Below are 24611 nucleotides of genomic sequence, written 5' to 3' on the forward strand. Positions count from 1 at the left end.
ATCGCCCCCGTTAGTCAAAGGGGCTCAGAGACTACTTCGGAGCCGAGATGTGGAGCGTGTAGAGATCGCCCGGATCGGGAGCGTCCTCCGAGAGGATGCCGCGCAGTCCGTCGATGGTCGTGACGCCCGAAGCGGACTCGCCCACCCCAACGATGTAAGTTCCTGCTGCCAGATTTCTGGAGATGAACGCATCGTTTGTGGTGTTGCTGCCCCCTGCGCCCAGCCCAATAGACGCTGTGTCGTTTTGGGTGATGAGCTGCATGTTGCTATCGAACAGGAACAGCCGGGTGTCAATGTTGCTAGCGGCCCCTGTGTCAATGTCGAGGGTGATCGTACCTCCTGTGGTGGTGAAGCTGTAGTAGTCAAAGGTTCCGTTGCCGCTGGCATTGATCGTGGCGTGGGGCACCGTCGTCGCATTCAGGATGTCAGGATTATCGCCAGTGTTAAACAGCGAGTTGACATCCTGGGCGACGGCCAAGAAAACCGTTGCCGTCGACGTGCCGCCATTGCCGTCAGTCACCGTGTAGGTGAAGCTGTCGTTGCCAGTGAAGGGCGGGAACCCAGGCGTTGGCCGGTAAACGAAGCTGTTGCCGCTTCGCGTCACGCTGCCATTCGAGGCTCCACCGAAGCTATTAGTGATCGTCAGGACATCGGTCGGGTCATCATCGAAGTCATTGAGCAGCAGATCAGCATCCGTGATGGTGACTGAGCCGCTGTTGACCAAGAAGAGATCGTCGAGAGCCGTCGGATCACTGTTGACGGAGTTCACCGTGACGAAGACCGTCGCCGTTGCAGTGCCGCCCGGGTTGCCGTCACTGACCAGGTACGTGAAGCTATCGACCCCGTTAAAGATTGGGTTCGGGGTGTAGGTCACGGTGCCATCGCCGTTGACGCCAACCGCGCCGTTGGTCGGTCCAGCCACGAAGCTGGTAACCGCTAGCGGGCCGCCATCCACGTCGGTGTCGTTGCCCAGGATGTCCAGGGTGATGGCGATACCTTCGTCTGTAGAGGCTGCATCGTTGACGGCGATCGGCAGGTCGTTGATTGAGCGGACGCTCACCACGACCGAGGCCGTGTCGCTGCTTCCCTGACCATCGGTGATGGTGTAGGTGAAGGTGTCGAGCCCGAAGAAGTTGCTGGCGCCTGTGTAAGTAAAGGTGCCATCCGGGTTCATGGACACGGTGCCGCCCTGGCTGCTCACGTTGTCGAAGCCAATCACCACGATGGGATTACCGTCGACGTCGGTGTCGTTGGCCAGGACGTTGCCGCCGGTGAGGGCGGTGTCTTCGTCAACGCTGAACTGGTCGTCGACCGCCAGAGGCGCGTCGTTGACGGGGGTGACGGTGATGGTGGCGATCGCCGTGTCGGTGCCGCCTTGGCCGTCACTGATGACGTAGCTGAAGCTATCGACCCCGGTGAAGTTCGACACCGGCGTGTAGATCAGGCGCTGGCTGACTGGGTCTCGGCTGACCTGGCCGTTGGTGGGCTGGGCAAAGCTAAAGACCGTCAGCGGGTTGCCGTCGACGTCAGAGTCGTTGGCCAGCACGTTGAGGGCGACGCTGGTGGCGTCTTCCGCAATCGTGAAGTTGTCATCGGTGGCCACGGGGGCGTCATTGACGCCGCCCACGGTTACGAAGACGGTGGCGACATTCGACGTCGCGCCGTCGGTGTCTCGGACCGTGTAGGTGAAGGAGTCCACGCCAGAGAAGTTGGAGTTTGGCGTGTAGGTTAGGCTGCCCGTACCGGTGACTTGGCCGTTGGCAGGGCCGCTAACCACCACCACAGAGTTGGGGTTGAGACCCGGGGCCGGCTGGCTGTCGACATCGGAGTCGTTGGCCAGCACGTTGATGACGACGCTGCCGTCTTCCTGGAGGGAAGCGGTGTCGTTGGTGGCGATCGGCGCATCGTTCACCTGACCGACGGTGACGATCACCAGGGTCGGCGCAGAGGTTGCACCGCTGTTATCGGCGACGGTGTAGGTGAAGCTGTCGAGGCCAAAGCCGCCCTGGGTGCCAGGGAAGTTGGCGTTGGGGGTGTAGAAGACGACGCCGTTGCTGATGCTGACGGTGCCGTTGCCAGGATTGGAGGCGATCGCCAGAGAAGCGGTGTTAATGGAGCCATCCGTGTCGCTGTCATTCGCCAGCACATTGATGCTCACCGCCGTATCTTCCTGGGTCGATGCGTTGTCTGCCCCTGTGACCGGTCCGTCATTGACGTTGGTCACCGTGACAAACACCGTCGCGGGATTGGAGGTCGCGCCGTCGTCATCGCGCACCGTATAGGTGAAGCTGTCCACTCCAAAGAAGTTGGAGTTCGGTCTGTAAATCACCTGGCCCGCTGCGTTGACCGTTGTCGAGCCATTGCTGGGCGCGCTGGCCACCGTCACGCTCGTTGGGTTGAGGGTGCCGTCGACATCGGAGTCATTGGCCAAGACATTGATGCTGAGGACGCCGTCTTCGACCATGGACGCGCTGTCGTTGACCGTGATCGGGGCGTCATTGACATCCGTGATCGAGACCACCACCGTGGCGACGTTGGAAGTCGCGCCGGCGTTGTCGCTCACCACGTAGGTGAAGGTGTCGAAGCCAGAGAAGTTGGAGTTGGGCGTGTACTGAATGCCGCCTGTGACCGCGTTGATCGTGGCGCTGCCGTTGGTGGGGCCGCTGACCAGAGAAACGCTGCCACGGACCAGGGTGCCGTCAATGTCGCTGTCGTTGGCCAGGACATTGAAGATCGTGCTGGACTCCTCTGTGATCGTGAACCGGTCGTTGGTGGCGATCGGCGGATCGTTGACCTCGCCGACGGTGATAAAGACCGTCGCCGCGTTGGACGTCGAGCCCGCGTTGTCGCGCACCGTGTAGGTGAAGCTGTCGATGCCAGCAAAGTTGGAGTTGGGGGTGTAGACCACTTCTCCAAAGCCATTGATGGTCGCAGAGCCTTGGCTGGGACCCGTCGTCACCGTCACCGATGCCTCGTTGAGGTTGCCATCAATGTCGGTGTCGTTGGCCAGGACGCTGATGGTCGCGATGCGATCTTCGAGGGTGCTGACGCTGTCGTTGACGGCAATGGGCAGGTCGTTGACGCTGTTGACCGTCACGAAGACCACGCCCGGGGCCGAGACGGCTCCGTCGTCGTCCGTCACCGTGTAGGTGAAGGAGTCAATGCCGAAGAAGTTGGATCTCGGTCGATAGACCACCTGACCGCTGAAGCCATCATAGAAGGCGGTGCCGTTGCCCGGTTGAGAGGCGATCGCCACCGAGGTCGGATTCACCGTGCCATCGGTATCCGTGTCATTGGCCACCACATTGATGCTGAGGGCCGTATCCTCATTCACGCTGCGCAGGTCATTGACCGCCAGCGGAGGACTGTTGACATCGGAGATGGTGATGAAGACCGTCGCCGTATTCGACGTCAGCCCTGCATTGTCGCGCACCACGTAGGTGAAGCTGTCAATGCCGTTGGCCCCGCCTGTCGGCGTGTAGATGACCTGACCGGTCACCGGGCTGATCTGCGTCGTGCCCTTGGTCGGAGCACCAGAGACCACCACCGTCGCCGGGTTGATGCTGCCGTCGACATCGGAGTCATTGGCCAGCACATTGACCAGGATCGAGGTGTTCTCGCTGGTTGAGGCTGCATCATTGCCCGCGATCGGCGCATCGTTCACCTGACCAATGGTCAGCGTCACCGTCCCCGTGGAACTGCCGCCTGCACCATCGCTGATGCTGTAGGTGAAGCTGTCAAGGCCGAAGGCCGCCGTACCCGGGAAGTTGGTGGTGGGGCGATAGGTGTAGGTGCCGTTGCCGTTGTCCACCAAGGTGCCCTGGGTGGGTCCGTTGACGATGCCGGTGAAGAAGCGGGTCGTGCCGTCCACATCGGTATCGTTGCTCAGCAAGGAGGTGGTCAGCACGTTGAAGGTCGTGTCCTCCGCCAAGCTGAAGCGATCGGCCACGGCCACCGGCGCGTCGTTCACCTGGGTCACGGTCACAAACGCCGTTGCGGTGCTCGAGCGTCCCGTCGGGTCTTGGACCGTATAGGTGAAGCTGTCCACCCCAGAGGCTGCCGTACCCGGGAAGTTAGTGGTGGGTCGGTAGACGAAGCTGTCGCCCGAGCGGGTGATTGTGCCACCCAGGCTCGTGGTGCTCTGGAAGCCGCTGATGCTCAGGGCTTCACCGTCGGGATCGGTGTCGTTGGCCAGGAGCTGGCTGCCCGTAATGGTCAGCAGCGTATCCTCGACCATGGTGAACTGGTCGTTGGCGGCGATCGGCGGGTCGTTACTGACCGCATTCACCGTGACAAAGACCGTTGCCGCATTCGAAGAGGCGCCATTGTTGTCCACCGCGAAATAGGTGAAGCTATCCACCCCGGAGAAGTTGGAGTTGGGGGTGTAAACCGCTTGCTGGACCCCGTTGAAGCTCACCGTTCCGTTGCTCGCCTGGGAGACCAGCGACGCAATGGGCAGGGTGCCATCGACGTCGGTGTCATTGCCTAGGACGCTAATGACAAGGCTGGTGTCCTCGTTGGTGGAGGCCCGATCGCTGACGGCGATCGGCGCATCGTTGACCCGACCAACGGTGACAATGACCGTTGCCGGCAGGCCGGTTGCCCCGTTGTTGTCGCTCACCGTGTAGGTGAAGGTGTCCGTTGCCGAGGCCGCGGTGCGCGGGAACTCAGCATTGGGCGTGTACACCAGCACGCCATCGGCGCCGATGGAGATGCTGCCGTCGGTGGGGCCGCTCACGATGCTCACAGAGCCACGGTTGAGGGTGCCGTCGACATCGGAGTCATTGGCCAACACGTTCAGGGAGAGAGCGGTCTCTTCTTGGGTGGAGCCGCCGTCGTTGCCTAGGACGGGCCGGTCGTTCACTTCGGCCACGGTGACGAAGACGGTGGCCGGATTGGAGGCCGAGCCGCTGGCGTCGCGCACTGTGTAGGTGAAGCTGTCAACGCCGGAGAAGTTGGTGCCGGGGGTGTAAATCACCTGGCCAGCGGCGTTGACGGAGGTGGAACCGTTGCTCGGACCGCTGCCGATGCTGACAGTGGCAGGGTTGATCGAGTTGTCGATGTCCGAATCGTTGGCCAGCACGTTGATGCTGAGGGCCACGTCTTCGTTGGTCGATGCCGTGTCGTTGGTGGCGATCGGCGAATCGTTGATATCGCTGACCGTAACCACGACCGTGGCGACGTTGGAGCTAGCGCCCGCTTGGTCAGAGACCACGTAGGTAAAGGTATCGGTGCCCGAGAAGTTGGAGTTCGGGGTGTAGAGGATACCGCCCGTGGTGCTGTTGATGCTGATGCTGCCGTTGGCAGGACCGGTGACGATGGCGACGCTGCCTCGGTTGAGGGTGCCGTCGACATCGGAGTCGTTGGCCAGGACATTGATGGCGATCGCCCGATCTTCCTGGGTCGAAGCCGTATCGTTGCCCGCGATCGGCGCGTCGTTGACGTCGTTGACTGTGATAAACACCGTCGCCGTATTCGACACGCTGCCCGCGTTGTCCGTCACCGTGTAGGTGAAGCTATCAACCCCCGCAAAGTTGGACGTCGGCGTGTAAACCGCCTGGCCAAAGGCATCGAGGGTAACCGTCCCGCTGCTGGGCGGCGCGGTGAACACCACGCTGGTCTCATTGAGATCCCCATCCACATCGGTGTCGTTGCCCAGGATGTCCAGAGTGGCCACTTGGTCCTCGACCACGCTGAACTGGTCATTCACCGCGACAGGGATGTCGTTCACGCTAGTGACCGACACCGTGACTACGGCGGGGGCCGAGACCGTACCGTCGTCGTCCGTCACCGTGTAGGTGAAGCTATCAATCCCAAAGAAATTGGAAGCGGGTCGATAGATGACCTGGCCGGTGAAGGGGTCAAAGAAGGCCGTGCCTCTACCGGGCTGGCTGGCGATCGCAATCGAGCCTGGGTCGATAGTGCCGTCAATGTCGCTGTCATTCGCCAGCACATTGATCGTGGCAGCGCTATCTTCCAGAATCGTCACGCGATCGGCCGTTGCCGTCGGCGCGTCGTTGACATCCGCGATCGTCACAAACACCGTCGCCGAAGACGTACCGCCGTCATTGTCAGCCACCGTGTAGGTGAAGCTATCAATGCCGTTCAGGCCGCCCGTGGGCGTATAAATCACCTGACCCGTCAGCGGACTCACCTGCACCGTACCCTTGCCAGGATTCACCGACACCACGACCGAGCCGCGGTTGAGGGTGCCGTCGACATCCGAGTCATTGGCCAAGACATTGACCGTGACCCGTTGATTTTCCTGGGTATTCGCCGTGTCGTTCGTCGCGAAGGGCAAGTCATTCACTTCCCCAATCGTGATCGTGACCGTGGCCGTCGCTGTGCCGCCCTGACCGTCATTCACGATGTAGGTGAAGCTATCGAGGCCCACCGACGCCGTACCCGGGAAGTTGGTGGTGGGCGTGTAGGTGTAGGTTCCGTCGCCGTTATCGGACAGGGTGCCGTTGACCGGCGCCGTTGCGATGCCCGTCACCAGCAGCGTGCCGCCATCGGCATCGGAGTCATTGAGCAGCAGGTTCGCCGCATTGATCGTCAGCGGCGTATCTTCAGCCGTGCTGAGCTGGTCTGCCCCGGCGGTCGGCGCGTCGTTGACCTGACCCACCGTCACAAAGACGGTGCCCACACTCGTGCGGTTGGTCGAGTCGCGCAGCGTATAGGTGAAGCTGTCAATGCCGGACGGATTATTCGCAGGGAAGTTTGCCGGCGGGCGATAGACAAAGGTGTCGCCACTGCGCGTGATGGTGCCGCCGTTGGCCGACGCGCTCTGGAAGCCGCTGATGCTGATCGAATCCCCATTGGGAATATCGACGTCTGTATCATTGGCCAGCAGCTGCGTGCCGGTCAGGGTTAGGCCGACATCCTCTGCTGTAGAGAAGTTGTCGTTGCCCGCGATCGGCGCGTCATCGTTGCGCGAAGCCACCGTGACAAACACCGTCGCCGGATTCGAAACGCTGCCGTCATCGTCCTGCACCGTGTAGGTGAAAGAATCCACCCCAAAGGTGTTGGAGTTGGGCGTGTAGAGAATGCTACCGCTCACCACAGAGACCGTGCCCCGCGTCGGGTTACCCACGACGGAGACCGTGGCCGGGTTGAGGGTGCCATCGAGATCGGTGTCATTTTGCAAGACATTGATCGACAGGCCGCCCGGCACATCCTCAAAGGTGGTGACGCTGTCATTGACCGCGATCGGGGCGTCATTGATGTCGGTAACCGTGACGAAGACCGTCGCCACGTTGGAAACCGAGCCCGAGTTGTCGCGCACCGTGTAGGTGAAGGAATCTACGCCCGAGAAGTTCGTGTTGGGGCGGTAGGTGACCTGGCCCGTGCTGCCGTTGAGGGAGACGCTGCCGTTGCCCGCCGCCTGGACAACCTGAATGCTGCCCGGGGCGATCGACCCGTCGATGTCGGAGTCGTTGGCGATTAGGTTGATGCTGGTGACGCCATCTTCAAAGACACCCGCCGTGTCATTGACTGCGATCGGAGCATCGTTGACCGGATTGACCGTCACAAAGACCGTCGCCGGATTCGAGACCGAGCCACTGCCATCAGCCACCGTGTAGGTGAAAGAATCCACGCCCGAGAAGTTGCTGTTGGGCGTGTAGAGAACCGTGCCCGCGCTGATGCTGGTGGCCCCTTGACCCGGACCCGTAACGACTACCAAGCTGGTTGGATTGAGCGTCCCGTCAATGTCTGAGTCATTGATCAAGACCGGAATCGCAATGCTGGTGTCTTCGTTCAGGCTAGCGGTGTCATTGGTAGCGATCGGCGGATCGTTGACATTGCTCACCGTCACAAACACGGTCGCCGTGTTCGAGAGGCCATTCTGGCGATCGCGCACCGTATAGGTGAAGCTATCGACCCCCGAGAAGTCCGAGGTCGGACGGTACACCACCTGACCCAGGAAAGCGTCATAGGCCGCCGTTCCGCGAGCTGCCCCCGTCACGATGGTCACGCTGCCCGCATCCAGGGTGCCATCCACATCGCTGTCGTTGGCCAGCACATTGATGCTGATCGCCCGATCCTCTTGGGTGCTTGCCGTGTCATTGGTGGCGATCGGCGCATCGTTCACGCTGCTGATCGTCACAAACACCGTCGCCGGATTCGACACGCTGCCCGCGTCATCCGCCACCGTGTAAGTAAAGCTATCGACCCCAAAGAAATTGCTGTTGGGCCGATAGAGGACGCGGCCATCAGCACCCACCGTGGCAGTACCATTGCCCGGACCCGTGCCGATGGCGACGCTGCCCGTTTCGAGGGTGCCGTCCGTATCGCTGTCATTGGCCAGCACCGAAATCAGGATGCTGGTGTCTTCGTTCGTCGAAACCCCGTCGTTGGTCGCGATCGGAATCGAATTGACATTGTTGACCGTGACGAAGACCGTCCCCACATTGGAGCTGGCCCCTTCGTTGTCCTGCACGGTATAGGTAAAGCTATCCACCCCAACAAAATTGGATCTGGGGCGATAGCTGACATTACTGGTCAGCGGATCAATCGTGACCGTGCCACCCGAAGGTCCAGTCACGATCGACAGCGTGGCCGGGCGCAGATTCCCATCCACATCCGAGTCATTCGCCAAAACATTCAGCGTAATGGGAATGTTCTTGTCCGTGGTTGACAGGTCATTGTTGGCAACCGGCGGGTCATTGACGTTGTTGACCGTCACAAAGACCGTCGCGACATTCGACAGGCTGCCGCCGCTGTCGCGCACCGTGTAGGTAAAGCTGTCAATGCCCGAGAAGCCTGCAACCGTCGGCGTATAGACCACCTCATCGGTTACCGGATTGAAGATGACGCTGCCGTTAGTTGGCTGACTGCCAATGACGAGAGTGTCGCGATCGATCGTGCCGTCAATGTCGCTGTCGTTTGCAAAGACACTGATTGTGACCGCTGCATCTTCGTTGGTCGTCGCAGTATCGTTTCCAGCGATCGGACGATCGTTGACTGAAACAACTGAGATGGTTACAACGGCCGTATCCGTCAGGCCCGTACCGTCGTTGATGGTGTAGGTAAAGCTATCGAGCCCATTAAAGTTTGCAGTGGGCGTGTAAGTATAGCTTGTGCCGTTGAAGACTAGGCGTCCCCGCGTGGGCTGCGTAAAGTCCTCCAGGAAAATCAGCGTTTCCGCGTCGCTATCGTTTGCCAGCAGGCTGTTGCGGCTAAAAGTCAGGACGCCGTCTTCTTGCACCGTCAGCCGGTCATCCCCAGCAATGGGTGCATCGTTGACGCCATCGACCGTGATGAAGACCGTTCCCGTTGCGTCGGCCGTCGCCGTGTCGTTGTCGGCAATAGTGTAGGTAAAGCTGTCAACGCCCGTGAAGTTCTGGCTAGGCGTATAGATGTACTGACTGCCGTTGAAAACGAAGCTGCCGCCTCTACCAGTCGTGGACTGGAAGCTCGTGATTTGCAGCGCATCGCCGTCGGGGTCGGTGTCGTTGCCCAGCAGGCTGTTGCGGCTGAGGGTAATGGCGGTGTCTTCGACCGTGCTGAATCTGTCATTGACGGCGATCGGCGCGTCGGCCACCGGGCTGACGGTAACCACAACGGTGGCGCTAGCCGTTCCGCCGTCGCCATCGGCGACGGTGTAGGTGAAGCTGTCCCGACCAAAGAAGTTAGAGCGCGGGACGTAGGAGAACTGGCCGTTGCCGAGGTTCGTGATGGTGCCGCTGTTGAGGGGCGTGAAGCCAATGATGCTCAGGGAGGCGCCGCTCTCAAGGTCAGAGTCATTGGTGAGGACATTGAAGGTGATGCCTGCCGAGTCCTCTACCAAGGAAATCTGGTCATTGCCAGCAACGGGTAAGTCATTGACCGGGGTGACCGTCAGATTGACGGTAGCGGTAGCAGTGCCGCCATCGCTATCAGAGATGGTGTAGGTAAAGCTAACGGGGCCGCTAAAGTTGCTGCTCGGCCGATAAACGAACTGCCCACCGTTCTGGGTGAGGGTGCCGCTGGCGGGCGGAATGGGGGTGAAGCCAATAACGTTGAGCGCATTGCCATCTTCAACATCGGTGTCGTTCGTGAGGACGTTGAAGGTGATACCTGCTGAGTCCTCACCGATCGTGAAAGCGTCGTTGCGGGCAATGGGCAGGTCGTTAACGTTGTTGACGGTGACAAAAACGGTGGTGGAGCTGGTGCCGCCCTCGTTGTCTTCGATGAAGTAGGTAAAACTATCAACGCCAGAGACGTTGGGGTTGGGCTGATAGGCAATTTGCCCGTTAGTGGCGTTGACGGTGGCGCTGCCGCGGGTGGGGTTGCTCAAAAGGGCAACCCGGTTGGGCACGATGGAGCCATCGGTGTCCGTGTCGTTGGCGAGGACGTTGATGGTGATCCGGGTGTCTTCGTTGGTCGAGACGCGATCGCTCACTGCCACCGGAGAGTTGTTCACCAGGGTGACCGAGACCCGCACGGTGGCGCTAGCGGTGCCGCCGTTGCCGTCACTGACCCGATAGGTGAAGTTGTCGATGCCGGAGAATCCGGAATTAGGCCGGTAGACGAACCCGTTGCCAACCCGCGTGATCGTGCCGCTGCTGGGGGGTGTGGTCCCCACAATGGTCAAGGGGTTGCCGTCAACGTCGGTGTCGTTGGCCAGCACGTTAGCAAGGGTGACGGCCCGATCTTCGAGGGTCGTGGCACCGTCAGCGCGGGCAATGGGTGCGTCATTGACGGCCCGCACGGTGACGAACACTCGAGCAGTGCGGGTGCCGCCGAACCCGTCTCGCACGGTGTAGGTGAAGCTGTCTACGCCGTTGCGGTTGGTGGCAGGGTTGTAGGTGAAGCGGCCATTGCCATTGTTGACAACAGAGCCAAAGCTGCCTTGGGTGTTGCTAATGACGCTGAGTATGTCACTGTCGGGATCGCGATCGTTCGCTAGAACATTGGCGATGACGATGGAGGTGTCTTCGTTACCGGCGATCGCATCATTTGCCAGGACTGGCGCGCGGTTGATGCCCGAGCGACCCTCTGCTTGTCCTCGAATGATGAAGTGCTCAAAACCCGTCCGAAAGGCGCCAGCGTTAACGGCGTTGAGAACATCTGGGTTATGAACGAGGTAAAAGCCCTCGTTGAAGATGGTGCTGGGCATGCGCCGCTCAAACTGGCCCGCGAGGAAGAAGTGCTCGAAGCCGCTGGAGAAGGTGCCTGCGCGTACCGCATTCGCGATGTCAGTGTTGTTGGCGAGGTAGTAGCTCTCGCTGAACTGGGCAATGGGCGATCGCCCCTCAAACTGCCCCGCAACGATGTAGTGCTCGTAGGGGCTGCGAATGACGTTTGGGAAGGCAGCCGCAATGTCTGGATTGCTCGAGAGATAGTAGGCGGTATTAAAGTAGGCGCTAGGGTTGCGCCCTTCAAATTGGCCAATTTCCTGGAAGTGAACAAACCCACTGGGGAACACCCCATTGGCAACCGCCGTGGCGACGTCAGGATTCGTCGCTAGGTAGTACCTTTCGTCGAACAAGGACTGGCGAGACAGACTCATAAGAATGACCTAAGCGAAGACAACGCTCACACCAATAGATTGGACTGTACCGGCGATGGACGCATCACTAGATTGTCCTAAGAATTATTTCAGAACCTAAGTGATTTCATGGAATTTCTAGGAATCAAACTAGAACTTTGTTTAACCCAAGCAGGCGATCGCGGTGAAGACCGCCGGGACGCATTCGATCGTCTGCTCAAAAGAGCCGTTGACGCTATTGTGTTCTCAATTCTGGCGATTGCGTCCTAAGAATTATGTCAACCATCGAGGGCAAAAGGGAGGTGTGCTGTGTTACAGCGTCTAACAAAATTGAATTATCTAATGCAAGAGACGCTGTTGGGACTGCGGCGTGGGGGCTGGATGAATTGGGCCGCCATTAGTACGGTGACGGTCCTGCTGTTTTTGTTTGGGGTCAACCTTCAGGCCTCCTGGCAGCTAGAGCGCCTGCTAAACCAGTTTGGGAGCCAGCTAGAGGTGTCGGTGTACCTCCAGGAGGCGGCGGAGCCGACGGCGATCCAGGCGTCGGTGGCGGCTTTGCCAGAGGTGGCGTCGGTGGCGATCGTCCCTCGCGAGGAGGCTTGGGCCTCCCTGGTCAAGGATTTGGGCGTGGCAGACATTGCGGCGGCGACTGACCAGCTTAATGGCAATCCCCTGGTGGACGAGCTGCGGGTGCAGGTGCGAGAGGCGGAGGCTGTGGCGTCTCTGGCCCAGCGCCTCGAGAAACTGCCGGGGGTGGACACGGTCCAGTACCTGGCGGAGGCAGTGCAGCGCCTAGAGCAGCTCAATCGGGGATTTCGGTGGCTGAGTGTGTCGGTGACGACCCTGCTGACCCTGACGGCGATCGCCGTGATTACGACCACGATTCGCCTGATCGTGATGGCCCGTCGCCGCGAAATCGAGGTGATGCAGCTGGTGGGAGCGACCACGGGCTGGATTTATTTCCCGTTTATTTTGCAGGGCTTGGCCTTTGGCGTGGCGGGAGCGGCGATCGCCTGGGGCCTGTTGGGGGCGGTGCAGCAGTTTTTGCGTAGTTTGCTCACCCAGCAGGCGGACTTTATCCAGTTCCTGGCCCAGGGGCTGGCGCTCACGGCGGCCGAGCAAACCCTACTAACGCTGATTCTGCTTGGCTTTGGTGGGTCTGTTGGCCTGCTGGGGAGTTTGTTGGCAGTGCGGCGGTTTGCAGTGCGTTAGCGGAGAAAAAAAGCAATGAAATCACAGTGGGATGCACTGCTGGAAAATTTGGGCGCGTGGGAGGGCTCCTTTACGCGGCTCTCGCCCCAGGGAGAGGCGATCGCCGATATGCCCACCCAGGTCTCCCTTGAGGCCATCAACGATCGCCAAACCATTCGCCAGACGATCCGCCGATATGCCCCGGATGCCCAAGACCAAGTAACCCCGCAAGATCAGGTCCTAGAGTACAGCTCCCTGGGGCGGGGAGTGCTGCTGTTTGAGAATGGCGCGTTTTCCCAAGGCTCGACCCAGCTGGGGCCCTTCTCGGAATTTGGGGCGGAGTTTGGCTTCATTGCAGGCGATCGCCGTTTGCGCCTGGTGCCCCTCTACGATCGCCAAAGCCAGCTGTCTCAGATCACCTTGATCCGGGAAAAGCGCTCAGGCACCGACGCGCCCGACCGGCCGCCGCTGACCCTGGAGGCCCTGCTCGGAACCTGGGAAGGAGAAGCGACGACCCTCTATCCCGACTGGCGATCGCCGGACAGCGCACCTACGCAGCTCACGCTGATCCAGTTGGCGGGCGATCGCCTCCAGCAAACCTTGACCTTTGGCGCTCCGCCGACTACCTTGACCTCCACCGCCGAGATTCGCGGCCAGAGCCTCCTGTTTAGCCAGGGCAGCCAATCGGTCCAGGTGCTCCTGCTGCCCGACGGGGCCTCAGTCACAGCTCCCACCCAGCTTCAGATGGGCAAGCCCTGCTTTCTCGAAGCGGGCTGGCTCCTCGCCCCCGACCTGCGCCAGCGCATGATCCGCGCCTACGACGAAAAAGGCGGCTGGGCAAGCCTCACCCTCGTCACCGAGCGCAAAGTCGCTGAGCCCTGAATACTCCTGGCCTCAGCAGAATCGGCAGCGCTGTCTGATCCCTCGCTGTAGCAGGCGATCGTAGCCTCGGCTATCCACCACGTAGGCGCCAAAGCGCTCCAGGTGGGGGTTCATCATCTGGGCATCAAACACCTGGAATCCCCGCGATCGCAAATGCTCCACCAGCTTGACCATCGCCACCTTGGAGCCATCTGGAATCGCGTAAAACATCGACTCCCCAATAAACACCCCGCCTAGCGCAAGGCCCAAAACGCCCCCTGCCAGGCGATCGCCCTCCCACGTCTCGAAACTGTGGGCCCAGCCCGCCCGGTGAAGCTGGCCATAAATCTTCCGCAGCTCCGGCGAAATCCAGGTCGTCTCACGGTCCGCGCAGCCCGCCACCACTTGCTCAAAAGCTTGGTTGATCTCCACCCGAAATCGGCCGCTATTGAGCACCCGACGCAGCGATCGCGGGTAGCGAAACCGCTCATCCAGCGGAATCAGCGTCCGCTCGCGACTGCTGTACCAGCCCAAGCGCCGACCCGTCTCGTCGGCCATCAAAAAATAGCCCTGAGCGTAGCCCGTCACAATCTGCTCAACGTCCACCGCAGACCTCCTGCTTGTCCCTCCGTCTGCCTGTCCAGCGCCAGAGGATTTGGGGAGAATAAGGCGCGATTGTATAGTGGGGGTACGTCCCCCGCCCCACAACATTGCCAGGGTGGCGTTCCGGCGACCCAGCATCTTTCCCGGACCGACCCCAGCGGCAAGCTTGGACTGAAGGAGAAAACACCATGGCTGATGCGATTCCTCCCATCACCCTACCCCCATCGCAAAATCCCCAGCAAGAAGGGCAGTGGCTCCAGGCAGCCCTCCATCACTGGCTAGATTCAGAATTCTTGCCCGAAGGCATCAACGCCGACATCGCGACCCGAGCCGCTCAGGTCTACGTGCGACAGCGCATGGAGGGCGAAAACGACGTTGGTTCCCTCGTGATCGCCCTCGTGACCGAGATGCAGGCCTTTGATTTTTCTAAAAGTTTTTATAGTGAATTCGCAGTCGCTAACGCAGTAAGCGACCTGCTATTAGAGAGTTTGGGAGTCGATCGCTGCTGTGGTCAGTAGCGAAAGAGCCAGGGGGTCAGTTTCATGCGCAGGGCGCATGAAAGCTGAAGGCGGCCATTACCAGCTCGACTTGACAACCCCTGGCAGCAAACCCTCGTGAGCCATTTCGCGGATCACGTGGCGAGATAGACCGAAATCGCGGTACACACCCCGGGGACGGCCCGTCGCCCAGCAGCGATTCCGCAGACGGATATGGGAGCTGTTGCGAGGCAACTGCTGCAGCTTGCGATGGAGATCCATCTTCTCTTGCTGCGTGGTTGCTTTGGCAAATTGCTCTTTCAGCTCAGCGCGCTTGTCGGCATACTTGTCTACCAGCTTCTGCCGCTTGACTTCGCGCTGAATCATGCTTTTCTTGGCCATAGATGTCCTTAGACCCTCAGTTGAGACAGCGTTTTCCATTCTAGCGAAGTCATAGAGCTTAGCACAAATTTCCCTCGATCAAAAGTCAGGAAATCGGGGTTGAAGTTGCCAAAGCTTTGGCAGACGGTCGCTTGGCCGGATCGACGGAAGGGCACAGATCCGCTAGTTTGCAGCGATCGCAGGCCGGATTGCGCGCCATACACACCGCCCGACCGTGATAAATCAGCCGAATTGACCAGTTTTCCCAGTCCGGCTGCGGGATCAGCTTCATCAGATCCCGCTCCACCCGAATCGGGTCAGTGTGCTTGGTGAGGCCCAAGCGAAAGCTCAGCCGCTTGACGTGGGTGTCCACGGTCACGCCCAAATTCACCCCGAAGGCGTGGGCCGAGACCACGTTGGCGGTCTTGCGCGCGACCCCGGCTAGGGACAGCAGCTCCTCCATCCGCTGAGGCACCTTGCCGCCAAACTCCGTCACGATCCGATGGCAGGCCGCCCGAATGTTCTTCGCCTTGTTGCGATAGAAGCCGGTGGAGCGCACCAGCTCCTCCAGCTCGCTGATCTCGGCTCCAGCCAGCGCCTCCGCATCCGGAAAGCGAGCAAACAGGGCGGGGGTCACCTTGTTAACGCGCTCATCTGTGCATTGGGCAGACAGGATCGTCGCCACCAGCAGCTGAACGGGTGTTTCGTAGTCGAGGGTGCAGGTCGCGTCAGGATAAAGCCGCTTTAGGCGCACCAAAATTTCGGTGGCGCGCTGCTTTGCGGAGGTTCGTTTTCGCTGGGTTGCCATGCCTATTGGAAAAACTGCTGAACCCAGTCGAGGCGAGCCGTATCCCGCACAATCAGGAAGATGCCGAGGCCGAGGAGCAGCATCAAACCGGTTTGCATCACGCCATCTTGAATTTTGGTCGGCAGGGGTTTGCCGCGCACGCCTTCGACGAGCAAGAACGCGAGCTGACCCCCGTCGAGGGCCGGCAGCGGCAGGATATTAATGATGGCGAGGTTGATGCTGATCAGGGCACCAAACTGGAACAGGCTAGCCAGATCCGACTTGGCAACGCTGGCTCCGATGGCGACGATGGCGACGGGACCGGCGACCTGCTCGGCGGTTTCGCTGAAGTTGCTGATCAGCTGACCGAAGCCCTGCAAAATCCGGATGGTGACTTGCTGAAACTGCTGGGCAGCGATGCCGAAGACGTCGAGGGGGTTGTTGACGCGGCGGCGAATGATGTCGCCGTTAGGGGCAAGCTGAACGCCGATGCGCGCTTTGCCGTCGATATTTTCGGGGGTGACGGTGAGGTCGAGAATTTCGTCGCCCCGCTTGATTTCTAGGGGAATGGGCTCACCAGGCCGGTCCTGAATGATGTCCATCAGTTTGGGGATGGAGCTTTCGGATGCGGTGAGGGTTTCGCCGTTGGCAGAGAGGATGATGTCTCCGGCCTGGATGCCGGCGCGGGCGGCGGCGGAGCTGACGTCTGTGGCAACTTGGGGAACGAGGACCCCAGGCCGATAGTTGAAGTCTTGAATGCCGACGATGCCGACTTGAGCGACGAGGAGGAAGTAGGCAAAGATCAGGTTAGCGATGACGCCAGCGCTGATGACGATGGCCCGGTCCAAGATGGGGCGATTGCGCAGGAGGTCGGGATCGTTGGGGGGGATGGGGCTGTCGGGGTCGTCGTCGGGAAAGCCGACAAAGCCGCCCAGGGGAAAGCCGCGCAGAGCGTATTCGGTTTCAGGTCCTTGATATTTCCACAGGATGGGTCCGAAGCCAATCGAGAAGCGATTGACGTGGATTCCTTGCAGCCGAGCGGCCAGGAAGTGTCCTAGCTCATGAACCACGATCAAGATCGCCAATACTGCGATCGCCGCTATTGTCGACATAGTGAACTTTCGTAACGTTTAGACCGGACTTTCTTCATTCTACGGTGCCTGCTCGGGGACGGGTTTGGGAAGAAGTGGCTTAGGGGGCGATCTTGCCCATGGCTGAGGCTTTGCTGGCTCTGGCTTGGTAGGATGCTCCTGAGCCAAAATTTCACGTCTTTCGGCGCTTTGAGTGAGTTTCTATGGCTGATTCCTCTGTGCCCCCGCCTCAGTCTGCGGGCGATCGCGCCCCGTCTGCCCCAAGTGTGCTGCCCGCCAGCCAAATTGTGGAAACGCTGTGGGCTGATCTGCCGACCCTGTTCGAGCGCGATATTTCCTACGACATCTACAGCGCTGATATTTTCTTCAAAGACCCGGTTAATACCTTCAAGGGCAAATTCAACTACCGCATTATTTTTTGGACGCTGCGCTTTCACGGCCAGCTCTTTTTCACTGATCTGCATTTTGATGTCCACGACATTCAGCAGACTGAGCCGGACGTAGTCTTTGTCACGTGGACGGTGCGGGGCACCCTGCGTTTGCCCTGGCGGCCGCGTCTCTTTTTTAATGGCAACTCGACCTATCGGCTGGGGCCTGACGGCCTGATCTATGACCATCGGGACGTTTGGGACCGCAAGCCCAGCGAACTTTTAAAACAATTTTTTGTGAAAGGAACGAATACGTGATGATGCAGCCTGACGTTGCGGCTTCGATGGTGGAAACGGGTGTCTCGACGCAGTTCTACGCCTGGCGCGGTCACCGGTGCGCGTATGAGGTGCGGGCGTCAGAAGCGTCTGCGGGCCAGACGCCGCTGGTGCTGGTGCACCCGATCGGGGTGGGGCTGTCGCGACGATTTTGGGATCGATTCTGCGAAGGGTGGCAGCGATCGGGCGCTCAAAACCCGATTTACAACCTGGATTTGCTGGGCTGCGGCGAAAGCGACCTGCCGGCGATCGCCTATCCGCCTGAGATCTGGGCGGAGCAGCTAGAGTACTTTTTGCAAACGGTGGTCAAACAGGGCGCGATCTTGGTGGTTCAGGGGGCGCTGTTTCCGGTGGCCATTGAGCTGTGTCAGCGCGAACTGGGCCAGACGCTGGTGCGCGGGATGGTGCTGTCGGGGCCGCCTGCGTGGCCAGTGATGACGCTGGCGTGGCCGGAGTGGCGCAAAAATCTGAGCTGGTCTTTCTTCCGATCGCCCTTGGGCGCGCTGTTTTACCGCTACGCTCGGCGCCGGCAGTTCTTGCAGTCCTTCTCGGCCAAGCAGCTTTTTGCGGCGTCGGAGGGGGTGGATGAGCCCTGGCTGGCGATGCTCCACGAGGGCTCGCGAGATATGGCGACGCGGTACGCGGTGTTTGCCTTTTTGGCGGGCTTCTGGCGCAAGGGCTACCAGGAGGCGATCGTCGCGATCCCCCACCCCACTCTGGTTGTGGTGGGCGACACGGCCTCCAGCATCAGCCGCTCGGGCAAGCAAGAGACCCCGAGCGATCGCCTCAGCGACTATCTCAAGCACCTCTCCCAAGGAGAAGGGCTCAAGCTCGACGGCCGCAATGTCTTGCCCTACGAGCAAACGGATACCTTTGTAGAAGCGATCGCCCCCTTTATTGCCCGCCTGAGCTAGCGCAAGAAGGACATCTGGGTCTGGGCCACCTGCCACAGATGCTCTAGCGATCGCTCCAGGCGATCGCCCAAAAGCGACAAAAAGAGACCCTCTTCAGATGCAGTCTCTGGGGTGACCCAAAGCCCGTGGAGACCGACCTCTATATAATCTGCATCCGCGCGAAATATCTCTATGTCTGGTTCAGCGTCGAGACTGGCCCAGGCTTTGTCTAGCTGCGCCAGTTCCGGCAAATCAGCGGGCAGCAAAAACGCTGCGCGGCCCTGGACTACGTGGATGGGCTGGCCGAGCCGCAGGGCCAAAAGCGTTCGCTGGGTCACAAACGCCTCAATCGACTCAGACAGCCGCTCTAGCTGTACATCGTCCTCGGTGTAAATCAGCTTCAACATAACCGGAGGTTCCTTGAAAGAGCAGATCAGGAACCCGCCTCCGGAGGCGGGGAAGGGGAGTTTGGAGCGCTCCCGTCGCTGGGGCCAAAGCGTTTTGGCAAAAGGTGAAGGGACCTGGGAACGGAGCTCCTTGGCGATCGAAGTGGGTGATTGCTCAACCATTGAAAAACCCCCGCTTCTGCCAACGAGAAGCGGGGGTTAGACGAACGTTTGGAGTTCTCTAATCCTGGGGTCGGAAAAAGCCTCTTCCGCGCCAACCGCTTCGAAATGCTAGGTTTGCCACCAGTTCAGCGCCGCGGCTGCGACCCTGAATGGTCCCGTCGTGGCCAAAACGCCCTTGAACTGGGGCGCCGCTGAGAGCGCGCCATGGGCGGCTGACCTGACCTCCTACCTGGACCATGGCCACGCCTGCCTCACCGGATTGCCGGTGAGCGCTGGTCGTGAGGTCAAGGTCAAAGGAGGAGAGCTTCATGACAGTCAGGGGCTGACTAGAGGTTTGCGGTTGGAAAACGAAATCTCAGAAAGGCGATAGGGCGAAAATTCTTGAATGACTAATATGCTACACGCGTAATACAAAAATGTCCATTATTTTTTTGCTGCCATCGCGATTGCGGAGCGATCGCCCGGTTTCTGGGGCTCCGGGCTGCGCAAACTAACGCAAAAGCCCCAGGAGACTGCGATCGTCAGAAACTTCAGTCTCCCAGGTCCAGATTCCAGATCAGAGCCCAAAAATTTGGCCTGATGTTTTCTCAGGCGAGTCATCCCCTGAGTTTCTGATAGGAACTCGCCCACCGAGTTGCTGGCTGCATTCTGACTAAAAATGACATCGCCCAGCAGGCGATCGCCCTCAAAAATCACCAGCCTTAAAATAGAGTCCTTGGGCGGGACTCTTGCAGCCTCAGAAATCCCTTGACTGAGAAGTCATTGGTGGAGACAAAACGCCTTATCAGCGAGTTTTGGTGAGAGATTTTTAGGGTTGTTTTTGGCCCTATTTTGCACTAAAAAAATTAAACCCCTGGTTGGGTGTTACTTTGCAGAATGATGTCGCTGGCATTCTGAAGTGATTTAGACGCGTTTCTCGCGAAAAGCGGCCGATTATGCGTCTCAAGGCATCAAACTATCAAGAACAACTAACTCTAATTCACAGGCGTTATACACTTTGTCTCAAATTATCACGAAAATCTGGAGCGCCTTCAGAGCCTTGCTAATATGAATGTGCGGTCCAGAAGACTAGCGAAGTTTCCACTCCCAAACAAGCCCACAGGGTGGCAAAAAATTCCGGTTTTTTAGGAACAGAGTTTCTAACAAAATTGGGCTGGTTTTGAGGGTGATTTGAGATCCGCGTGAGTGAGTGTTGCCCTGTAACCGAAAACATGGTTACAGGGTTTCCCTTTTGGGGGGCGATCGCCCTAGGCCGTTGCAGGACCGATGGCCTCGATGGCCGCCTCCAGGGCGATCGCCACGTGGGTCCAGTGGGTGCCTCCCTGACAAAACACCACGTAGGGCTCCCGCAGCGGACCATCCGCCGACAGCTCCGAGGTGCTCCCATCGATGAACGTGCCGCCCGCCATCACCAACTCGCTCTCATAGCCCGGCATCCCGGCAGGCACCGGATCAAGGTAAGAGCCAATGGGAGAGTGCTTCTGGATTGCGCGGCAAAACGCAATCAGCTTCTCGGGGGACCCGAGCTGAATTGCCTGAATGACATCTCGGCGGGGCGCAAAAGGTGCCGGGTTGACCGGATAGCCCAGCCGGTCAAACACATAGGCGACCAAGTGATTGCCCTTCATCGCCTCCCCGACCATCTGGGGTGCTAGGAAGAGTCCCTGGAACATCAGGCGATTTTGGTCGAGGGTGGCGCCGCCCGAGCTGCCGATACCCGGCGCCGTCAGGCGACAGGTGGCCGCCTCCACTAAATCCGCGCGGCCCGCTACGTAGCCGCCCGTCGCGACAATGGTGCCGCCAGGGTTCTTGATCAGCGAACCTGCCATCAGGTCTGCACCCACCGCCGTCGGCTCGCGATCGCTAATGAATTCTCCGTAGCAGTTGTCTACAAAACAGACTGTGTCTGGGTTCTGGCCCTTCACAATCTGGACGATTTTCTCGATGTCCTCGATGGACAAGCTCGGCCGCCAGGAGTAGCCGCAGGAGCGCTGGATCGCCACCAACTTTGTTTCGGGTGTGATAGCTTTAACTAAAGCCTGCCAGTCCACCGTACCCTGAGGTGTTAGTTCAAGTTGACGATACTTGATGCCAAAGTCGCGAAGAGAGCCTTGATGTGTTCCTCGCAGACCTATTACTTCCTCTAGGGTGTCGTACGGGGGACCCGCGACAGCCAGCATTTCGTCTCCGGGGCGAAGCGCGCCAAATAGTGCGCAGGCGATCGCGTGTGTACCGGACACAAACTGCACGCGAACCGCCGCAGCTTCTGCTCCCACAATATCTGCAAACACTCGATCCAGCGTTTGTCGACCTAGGTCATCGTGACCATATCCACTCACCCCTGAAAAGTGATGGACGCCGACATTGTGACGCTGAAACGCTCCTAAAACCCGCCTCAAATTCTCCTTGACCTGGGTGTCGATTCCAGCAAAGATCTGGGACAGTGCCTGCTGCGCCGCTTGCAGCTCCTCAACGCTGTTTTTAAACACCCCGCTCTCTCCGTCTAAACGCGCGGTGTTTCATTATCGCGCAGTTTAGGCATGATCTAAATTCAAGTTGTGTATCAAGAGACTTGCATGACGCTTGCAACTCCAACCAAACTTTCACTAAATTGGCCGGTCATTACGTTTATGGCCGTCATTCACATCGGGGCTCTCTTTGCCTTGCTGCCCAGCAACTTTAGCTGGGCAGCCGTCGGAGTAGCACTCTTCTTGCACTGGGTGACCGGGGGACTTGGGATTACGCTCGGTCTTCATCGACTCGTGGCGCACCGCAGTTTCCAAACTCCCAAATGGCTTGAATATTTCCTGGTGTTCTGCGCTAGCCTTGCTGCCCAAGGTGGACCCATTGAGTGGGTGGGACTGCATCGCCACCACCACCTGCACTCGGATCAAAGCGTCGATCACCACAACTCGGGCAAGGGCTTCTGGTGGAGCCACATGGGCTGGATGCTCTACGAAGTACCGGCCAAAAAGGAGATCCACCGCTTCATCAAAGACATTGCCGAGGATCCTGTATACCTCTTCTTTGACAAGTATTTCTTGCTGGTCCAGGCTGCTCTAGGCGTGGTCCTCTACTTCTTGGGAGGCTGGCCGTTTGTGGTGTGGGGCGTTTTTGTCCGCCTAGTGCTGGTTTATCACTGCACCTGGTTTGTAAACAGCGCAACCCACAAGTTTGGCTACCGCACCTACGACGCTGGCGATCGCTCTACCAACTGCTGGTGGGTTGCCCTCGTGACCTACGGTGAAGGCTGGCATAACAATCACCACGCGTTCCAGTATTCTGCTCGCCATGGCCTGCGCTGGTGGGAAATTGACATGACCTGGATGACGATTCGCCTTCTGCAAATGCTGGGGCTGGCGACTAAGGTAAAACTGATTAATAACGAACAGTAGAAGACGTTTTTAACGCCAAAGACTCCTTGATTGGTCAATAGTTAATCAAAGGTCACACCCAAAAAGAGATGCAAATTGCATCTCTTTTTGGGTTTTGGGTGCCCGTGGTGGGCTGTGATTGCTGGAGCGCCTCGCTTGGCGCGAGCCTATCAGATCCAAGAGTTGCCTTGAATGACGTGCTTGACGGTGGTCAGGGTTTCTAGGCCGATGGAGCCGCGACGATGACCTTTTTGATTGGACATGCCGAGACAGATGGCGCTGATGCGTCGAGGATTGCGCGAGAATCGGGGGGAGGAGTTGATGTAGACGGAGGCGCTGTTCACACCAGCGGAGAACTGTCGACTTTCTTGGTAGGACTCGGTGACAAGGCAGTCGGCGTGACCGCTGCTGTGCTGGTTGATCCAGGCGATCGCCTCTTCGAGGCTCTCGACAGACTTGAAGGCGACAATTTTGTTGAGATAGGCCTGACGCCATTCATTAGCTTCAGCCAGCATCAGCTCTGGATATTCTGCGACGAGGGCTGCATCCCCCCGCAGCTGAAACCCTTTCTCTTGCAGGTTGTTCCAGAGGGTGTTGAGAGCGGCTGAGTTTTGGTTGCGGTGGATCAGGACTTTTTCGATGGCGTTGACGGGGTCGGGCTCGCTCTGGTGGCTGTCGAGAATCAGGTGCCGCACAAGGTCCAGGCTGCCGGAGGGCGACCAATAAAGGTAGCAGTTGCCCATGGCGGACTGGAGAACAGGCGCGGTGGCCTGGCGCACGACCTGCTGCACGAGGCTGGGGCGGCCGTAGGGAATGATCAAGTTGATGAACTGATCTTGGGTGACGACTTCCCGAATGGAAGCGCCGTGATCGGGATCGAGCAGCTGCAAGCAGCCGTTGGGCAAGCCGATGTCGTCGAGAGCCAGCTGAATCGCCTGGGCGATCGCGGCGTTGGAGTGACTCGCCTCGCTGCCCCCTCGCAAAATCAGGCTATTGCCGGTTTTGATGCACATGCCTGCGGCGATCGCCCCCAGCTCGGGCAGCGCCTCGTAGATCATGGCAATCACGCCCAGGGGTACCAGTTGCCCATAGGTTTGGCAGTTGTCCAGCTGGTAGGAGGTGCTCATCACCCGCTGCTGCACGGGGTCCGAGAGCTCCCCGAGGCGATGCAAAATCTTGACGGCGGTTTGCAGCCGCTCCGGCGTTAGCTTGAGCCAGTCCAAAATCAGGTCTGGCACCGCCATTTCCCGGCTTGCCTCCAGGTCCAGGGTGTTGGCCTCGAGGATGTCATCTTGCCGATCGTCAATGACTTGGGCGACGGCATGCAGCGCTTGGTTGCGATCGGCGGCCCTGATGCCCCCGAGGGCGATCGCCGCCTCTTGAGAACGCTTTAGGATATGGGGCAGGTCAACCGGAGCAGAGGAATGGGAATCATGGGTCATGGGCTATCGCCGATAGGCCAACCACATCATGAGTGCTGGCAGCATCGTTAACAAAACTGAGATGGCTGCCCACGCCAAAATCCCCGGGCCGATGCTGGATTGGAGGGCGAGGGGCAACCAAACAATCAGTAAGACCAGAATACTGCCCAAGGCCAGAGGAAGGTATCCCTCTCGAAAGACAGAGTGCACTCGGTACCACTGATGGCCGCTCCAGCGCCAAGACTGCTTGTAGGGGTAGGTCGTCGAGAGCTGCTCTAGGGCATAGCCGTTATCTTCGACCACGAAAATCTGCTGGCAGCGATCGCAGCCAAAGGCCTCCGTCAACGTAATCGGAACGAGCTGTCCCCGCCGCCGGCAAGGACAGGGATATTCGGTGGTGAAGTCAATCTTTTGGGCTTTCTGCGCTTGCACGAGGGGCGATGACACAAAAACGACGAAAGATGTCGAAAGCGTAGGCCACTAACGCGGGCGATCGCCACCCCTGAGAGGCGTAATCCCAGTAGCCCTCATCCTCTGAGTGTATACCTGAATTTTGGCTCAGAGCTGGCCCGACGGCTTTTTTTATGGAAATTTTACGGGCGATCGCCTGATCTCTGAGGTGTTGAAACCTTGATTCTGAGCTCGTCAGCTAGAGCTGAATTTTTGAGAAGCGGGTAACGCGATTCGAACGCGCGACATTCACCTTGGCAAGGTGACGCTCTACCACTGAGCTATACCCGCAGAAACCATCAACCAGCGCTTGATTCACCAGCTGTCCACGAAAACA

The 24611-nt window shown here is 59.1% G+C and carries 16 protein-coding genes and 1 tRNA gene; 6 read left to right on the plus strand and 11 right to left on the minus strand.

From position 1 onward, the window contains the following. Window positions 1-31: 31 nt before the first annotated feature. Window positions 32-11494 (minus strand): tandem-95 repeat protein, encoded by an 11463-nt coding sequence (locus GEI7407_RS20890; protein ID WP_015170503.1) that lies wholly within the window; start codon window positions 11492-11494, stop codon window positions 32-34. Window positions 11495-11782: 288 nt separating this feature from the next. Between GEI7407_RS20890 and GEI7407_RS02260 the strand changes: the two genes are divergently transcribed. Together GEI7407_RS02260 and GEI7407_RS02265 are read left to right on the plus strand one after the other, a co-directional pair. Continuing rightward, window positions 11783-12685, plus strand: a complete 903-nt coding sequence (locus GEI7407_RS02260) for an ABC transporter permease (RefSeq protein ID WP_015170504.1) — start codon at window positions 11783-11785, stop codon at window positions 12683-12685. A gap of 15 nt (window positions 12686-12700) precedes the next feature. Further along, a complete protein-coding gene (locus GEI7407_RS02265; protein WP_015170505.1) occupies window positions 12701-13546 on the plus strand; it encodes a DUF3598 family protein in 846 nt (281 codons plus the stop codon). Between the two features lie 12 nt (window positions 13547-13558). Here GEI7407_RS02265 and aat read toward each other — a convergent pair whose 3' ends face one another. Then, the gene (aat, locus tag GEI7407_RS02270; RefSeq protein ID WP_015170506.1) at window positions 13559-14131 is read right to left on the minus strand and encodes a leucyl/phenylalanyl-tRNA--protein transferase; all 573 of its coding nucleotides are present in this window, start codon (window positions 14129-14131) and stop codon (window positions 13559-13561) included. A gap of 185 nt (window positions 14132-14316) precedes the next feature. Between aat and GEI7407_RS02275 the strand changes: the two genes are divergently transcribed. Beyond that, the gene (locus tag GEI7407_RS02275; RefSeq protein ID WP_015170507.1) at window positions 14317-14646 is read left to right on the plus strand and encodes a hypothetical protein; all 330 of its coding nucleotides are present in this window, start codon (window positions 14317-14319) and stop codon (window positions 14644-14646) included. 57 nt (window positions 14647-14703) lie between these two features. On the opposite strand, the gene rpsN is transcribed toward GEI7407_RS02275, so the two are convergent. From rpsN to rseP, 3 genes are all read right to left on the minus strand, one after another. Beyond that, on the minus strand, window positions 14704-15006 hold the full coding sequence (gene rpsN / locus GEI7407_RS02280; protein WP_015170508.1) for a 30S ribosomal protein S14: 303 nt from the start codon (window positions 15004-15006) through the stop codon (window positions 14704-14706). A gap of 85 nt (window positions 15007-15091) precedes the next feature. Further along, on the minus strand, window positions 15092-15793 hold the full coding sequence (gene nth, locus GEI7407_RS02285) for an endonuclease III (protein WP_015170509.1): 702 nt from the start codon (window positions 15791-15793) through the stop codon (window positions 15092-15094). 2 nt (window positions 15794-15795) lie between these two features. Beyond that, window positions 15796-16884: an RIP metalloprotease RseP gene (gene rseP, locus GEI7407_RS02290; RefSeq protein WP_015170510.1), complete on the minus strand. Its 1089-nt coding sequence runs from the start codon at window positions 16882-16884 to the stop codon at window positions 15796-15798. A gap of 182 nt (window positions 16885-17066) precedes the next feature. Between rseP and GEI7407_RS02295 the strand changes: the two genes are divergently transcribed. Together GEI7407_RS02295 and GEI7407_RS02300 are read left to right on the plus strand one after the other, a co-directional pair. After that, window positions 17067-17549, plus strand: a complete 483-nt coding sequence (locus GEI7407_RS02295) for a DUF2358 domain-containing protein (RefSeq protein WP_015170511.1) — start codon at window positions 17067-17069, stop codon at window positions 17547-17549. Further along, window positions 17549-18481, plus strand: a complete 933-nt coding sequence (locus tag GEI7407_RS02300; protein WP_015170512.1) for an alpha/beta fold hydrolase — start codon at window positions 17549-17551, stop codon at window positions 18479-18481. Before GEI7407_RS02295 ends, GEI7407_RS02300 begins: the two co-directional genes overlap by 1 nt. Here GEI7407_RS02300 and GEI7407_RS02305 read toward each other — a convergent pair. From GEI7407_RS02305 to GEI7407_RS02315, 3 genes are all read right to left on the minus strand, one after another. Then, the gene (locus GEI7407_RS02305) at window positions 18478-18867 is read right to left on the minus strand and encodes an alr0857 family protein (RefSeq protein WP_015170513.1); all 390 of its coding nucleotides are present in this window, start codon (window positions 18865-18867) and stop codon (window positions 18478-18480) included. The genes GEI7407_RS02300 and GEI7407_RS02305 overlap by 4 nt on opposite strands. A 220-nt stretch (window positions 18868-19087) precedes the next feature. Beyond that, a complete protein-coding gene (locus GEI7407_RS20895) occupies window positions 19088-19339 on the minus strand; it encodes a hypothetical protein (RefSeq protein ID WP_150109707.1) in 252 nt (83 codons plus the stop codon). Window positions 19340-20276: 937 nt separating this feature from the next. Beyond that, entirely contained in the window at window positions 20277-21518 is a 1242-nt protein-coding gene (locus GEI7407_RS02315) for a methionine gamma-lyase family protein (protein WP_015170514.1), read from the minus strand. 87 nt (window positions 21519-21605) lie between these two features. On the opposite strand from GEI7407_RS02315, the gene GEI7407_RS02320 reads away from it, so the two are divergent. Then, window positions 21606-22424 carry an acyl-CoA desaturase gene (locus GEI7407_RS02320; RefSeq protein WP_015170515.1) on the plus strand — a complete coding sequence of 273 codons (819 nt, stop codon included), beginning with the start codon at window positions 21606-21608 and terminating at the stop codon, window positions 22422-22424. Window positions 22425-22573: 149 nt separating this feature from the next. On the opposite strand, the gene GEI7407_RS02325 is transcribed toward GEI7407_RS02320, so the two are convergent. The 3 genes from GEI7407_RS02325 to GEI7407_RS02335 all read right to left on the minus strand — a co-directional run bounded on the left by GEI7407_RS02325 (window position 22574) and on the right by GEI7407_RS02335 (window position 24565). Beyond that, window positions 22574-23845, minus strand: a complete 1272-nt coding sequence (locus GEI7407_RS02325) for a glutamate-5-semialdehyde dehydrogenase (protein WP_015170516.1) — start codon at window positions 23843-23845, stop codon at window positions 22574-22576. A gap of 3 nt (window positions 23846-23848) precedes the next feature. Continuing rightward, window positions 23849-24256: a hypothetical protein gene (locus tag GEI7407_RS02330; RefSeq protein WP_015170517.1), complete on the minus strand. Its 408-nt coding sequence runs from the start codon at window positions 24254-24256 to the stop codon at window positions 23849-23851. A 237-nt stretch (window positions 24257-24493) separates the two neighbouring features. Then, window positions 24494-24565 (minus strand) — tRNA-Gly (locus tag GEI7407_RS02335). Between the last annotated feature and the right edge of the window lie 46 nt (window positions 24566-24611).

Source organism: Geitlerinema sp. PCC 7407 (genome assembly GCF_000317045.1).
In the GTDB taxonomy this organism is placed as follows: domain Bacteria; phylum Cyanobacteriota; class Cyanobacteriia; order PCC-7407; family PCC-7407; genus PCC-7407.

Excerpts from the sequence above, each read along its gene's own strand:
- GEI7407_RS20890 (WP_015170503.1), bottom strand. The coding sequence starts at position 11,494 with ATGAGTCTGTCTCGCCAGTCCTTGTTCGACGAAAGGTACTACCTAGCG.
- GEI7407_RS02265 (WP_015170505.1), top strand. The coding sequence starts at position 12,701 with ATGAAATCACAGTGGGATGCACTGCTGGAAAATTTGGGCGCGTGGGAG.
- GEI7407_RS02275 (WP_015170507.1), top strand. The coding sequence starts at position 14,317 with ATGGCTGATGCGATTCCTCCCATCACCCTACCCCCATCGCAAAATCCC.
- rpsN (WP_015170508.1), bottom strand. The coding sequence starts at position 15,006 with ATGGCCAAGAAAAGCATGATTCAGCGCGAAGTCAAGCGGCAGAAGCTG.
- nth (WP_015170509.1), bottom strand. The coding sequence starts at position 15,793 with ATGGCAACCCAGCGAAAACGAACCTCCGCAAAGCAGCGCGCCACCGAA.
- rseP (WP_015170510.1), bottom strand. The coding sequence starts at position 16,884 with ATGTCGACAATAGCGGCGATCGCAGTATTGGCGATCTTGATCGTGGTT.
- GEI7407_RS02295 (WP_015170511.1), top strand. The coding sequence starts at position 17,067 with ATGGCTGATTCCTCTGTGCCCCCGCCTCAGTCTGCGGGCGATCGCGCC.
- GEI7407_RS02300 (WP_015170512.1), top strand. The coding sequence starts at position 17,549 with ATGATGCAGCCTGACGTTGCGGCTTCGATGGTGGAAACGGGTGTCTCG.
- GEI7407_RS02305 (WP_015170513.1), bottom strand. The coding sequence starts at position 18,867 with ATGTTGAAGCTGATTTACACCGAGGACGATGTACAGCTAGAGCGGCTG.
- GEI7407_RS20895 (WP_150109707.1), bottom strand. The coding sequence starts at position 19,339 with ATGAAGCTCTCCTCCTTTGACCTTGACCTCACGACCAGCGCTCACCGG.
- GEI7407_RS02320 (WP_015170515.1), top strand. The coding sequence starts at position 21,606 with ATGACGCTTGCAACTCCAACCAAACTTTCACTAAATTGGCCGGTCATT.
- GEI7407_RS02325 (WP_015170516.1), bottom strand. The coding sequence starts at position 23,845 with ATGACCCATGATTCCCATTCCTCTGCTCCGGTTGACCTGCCCCATATC.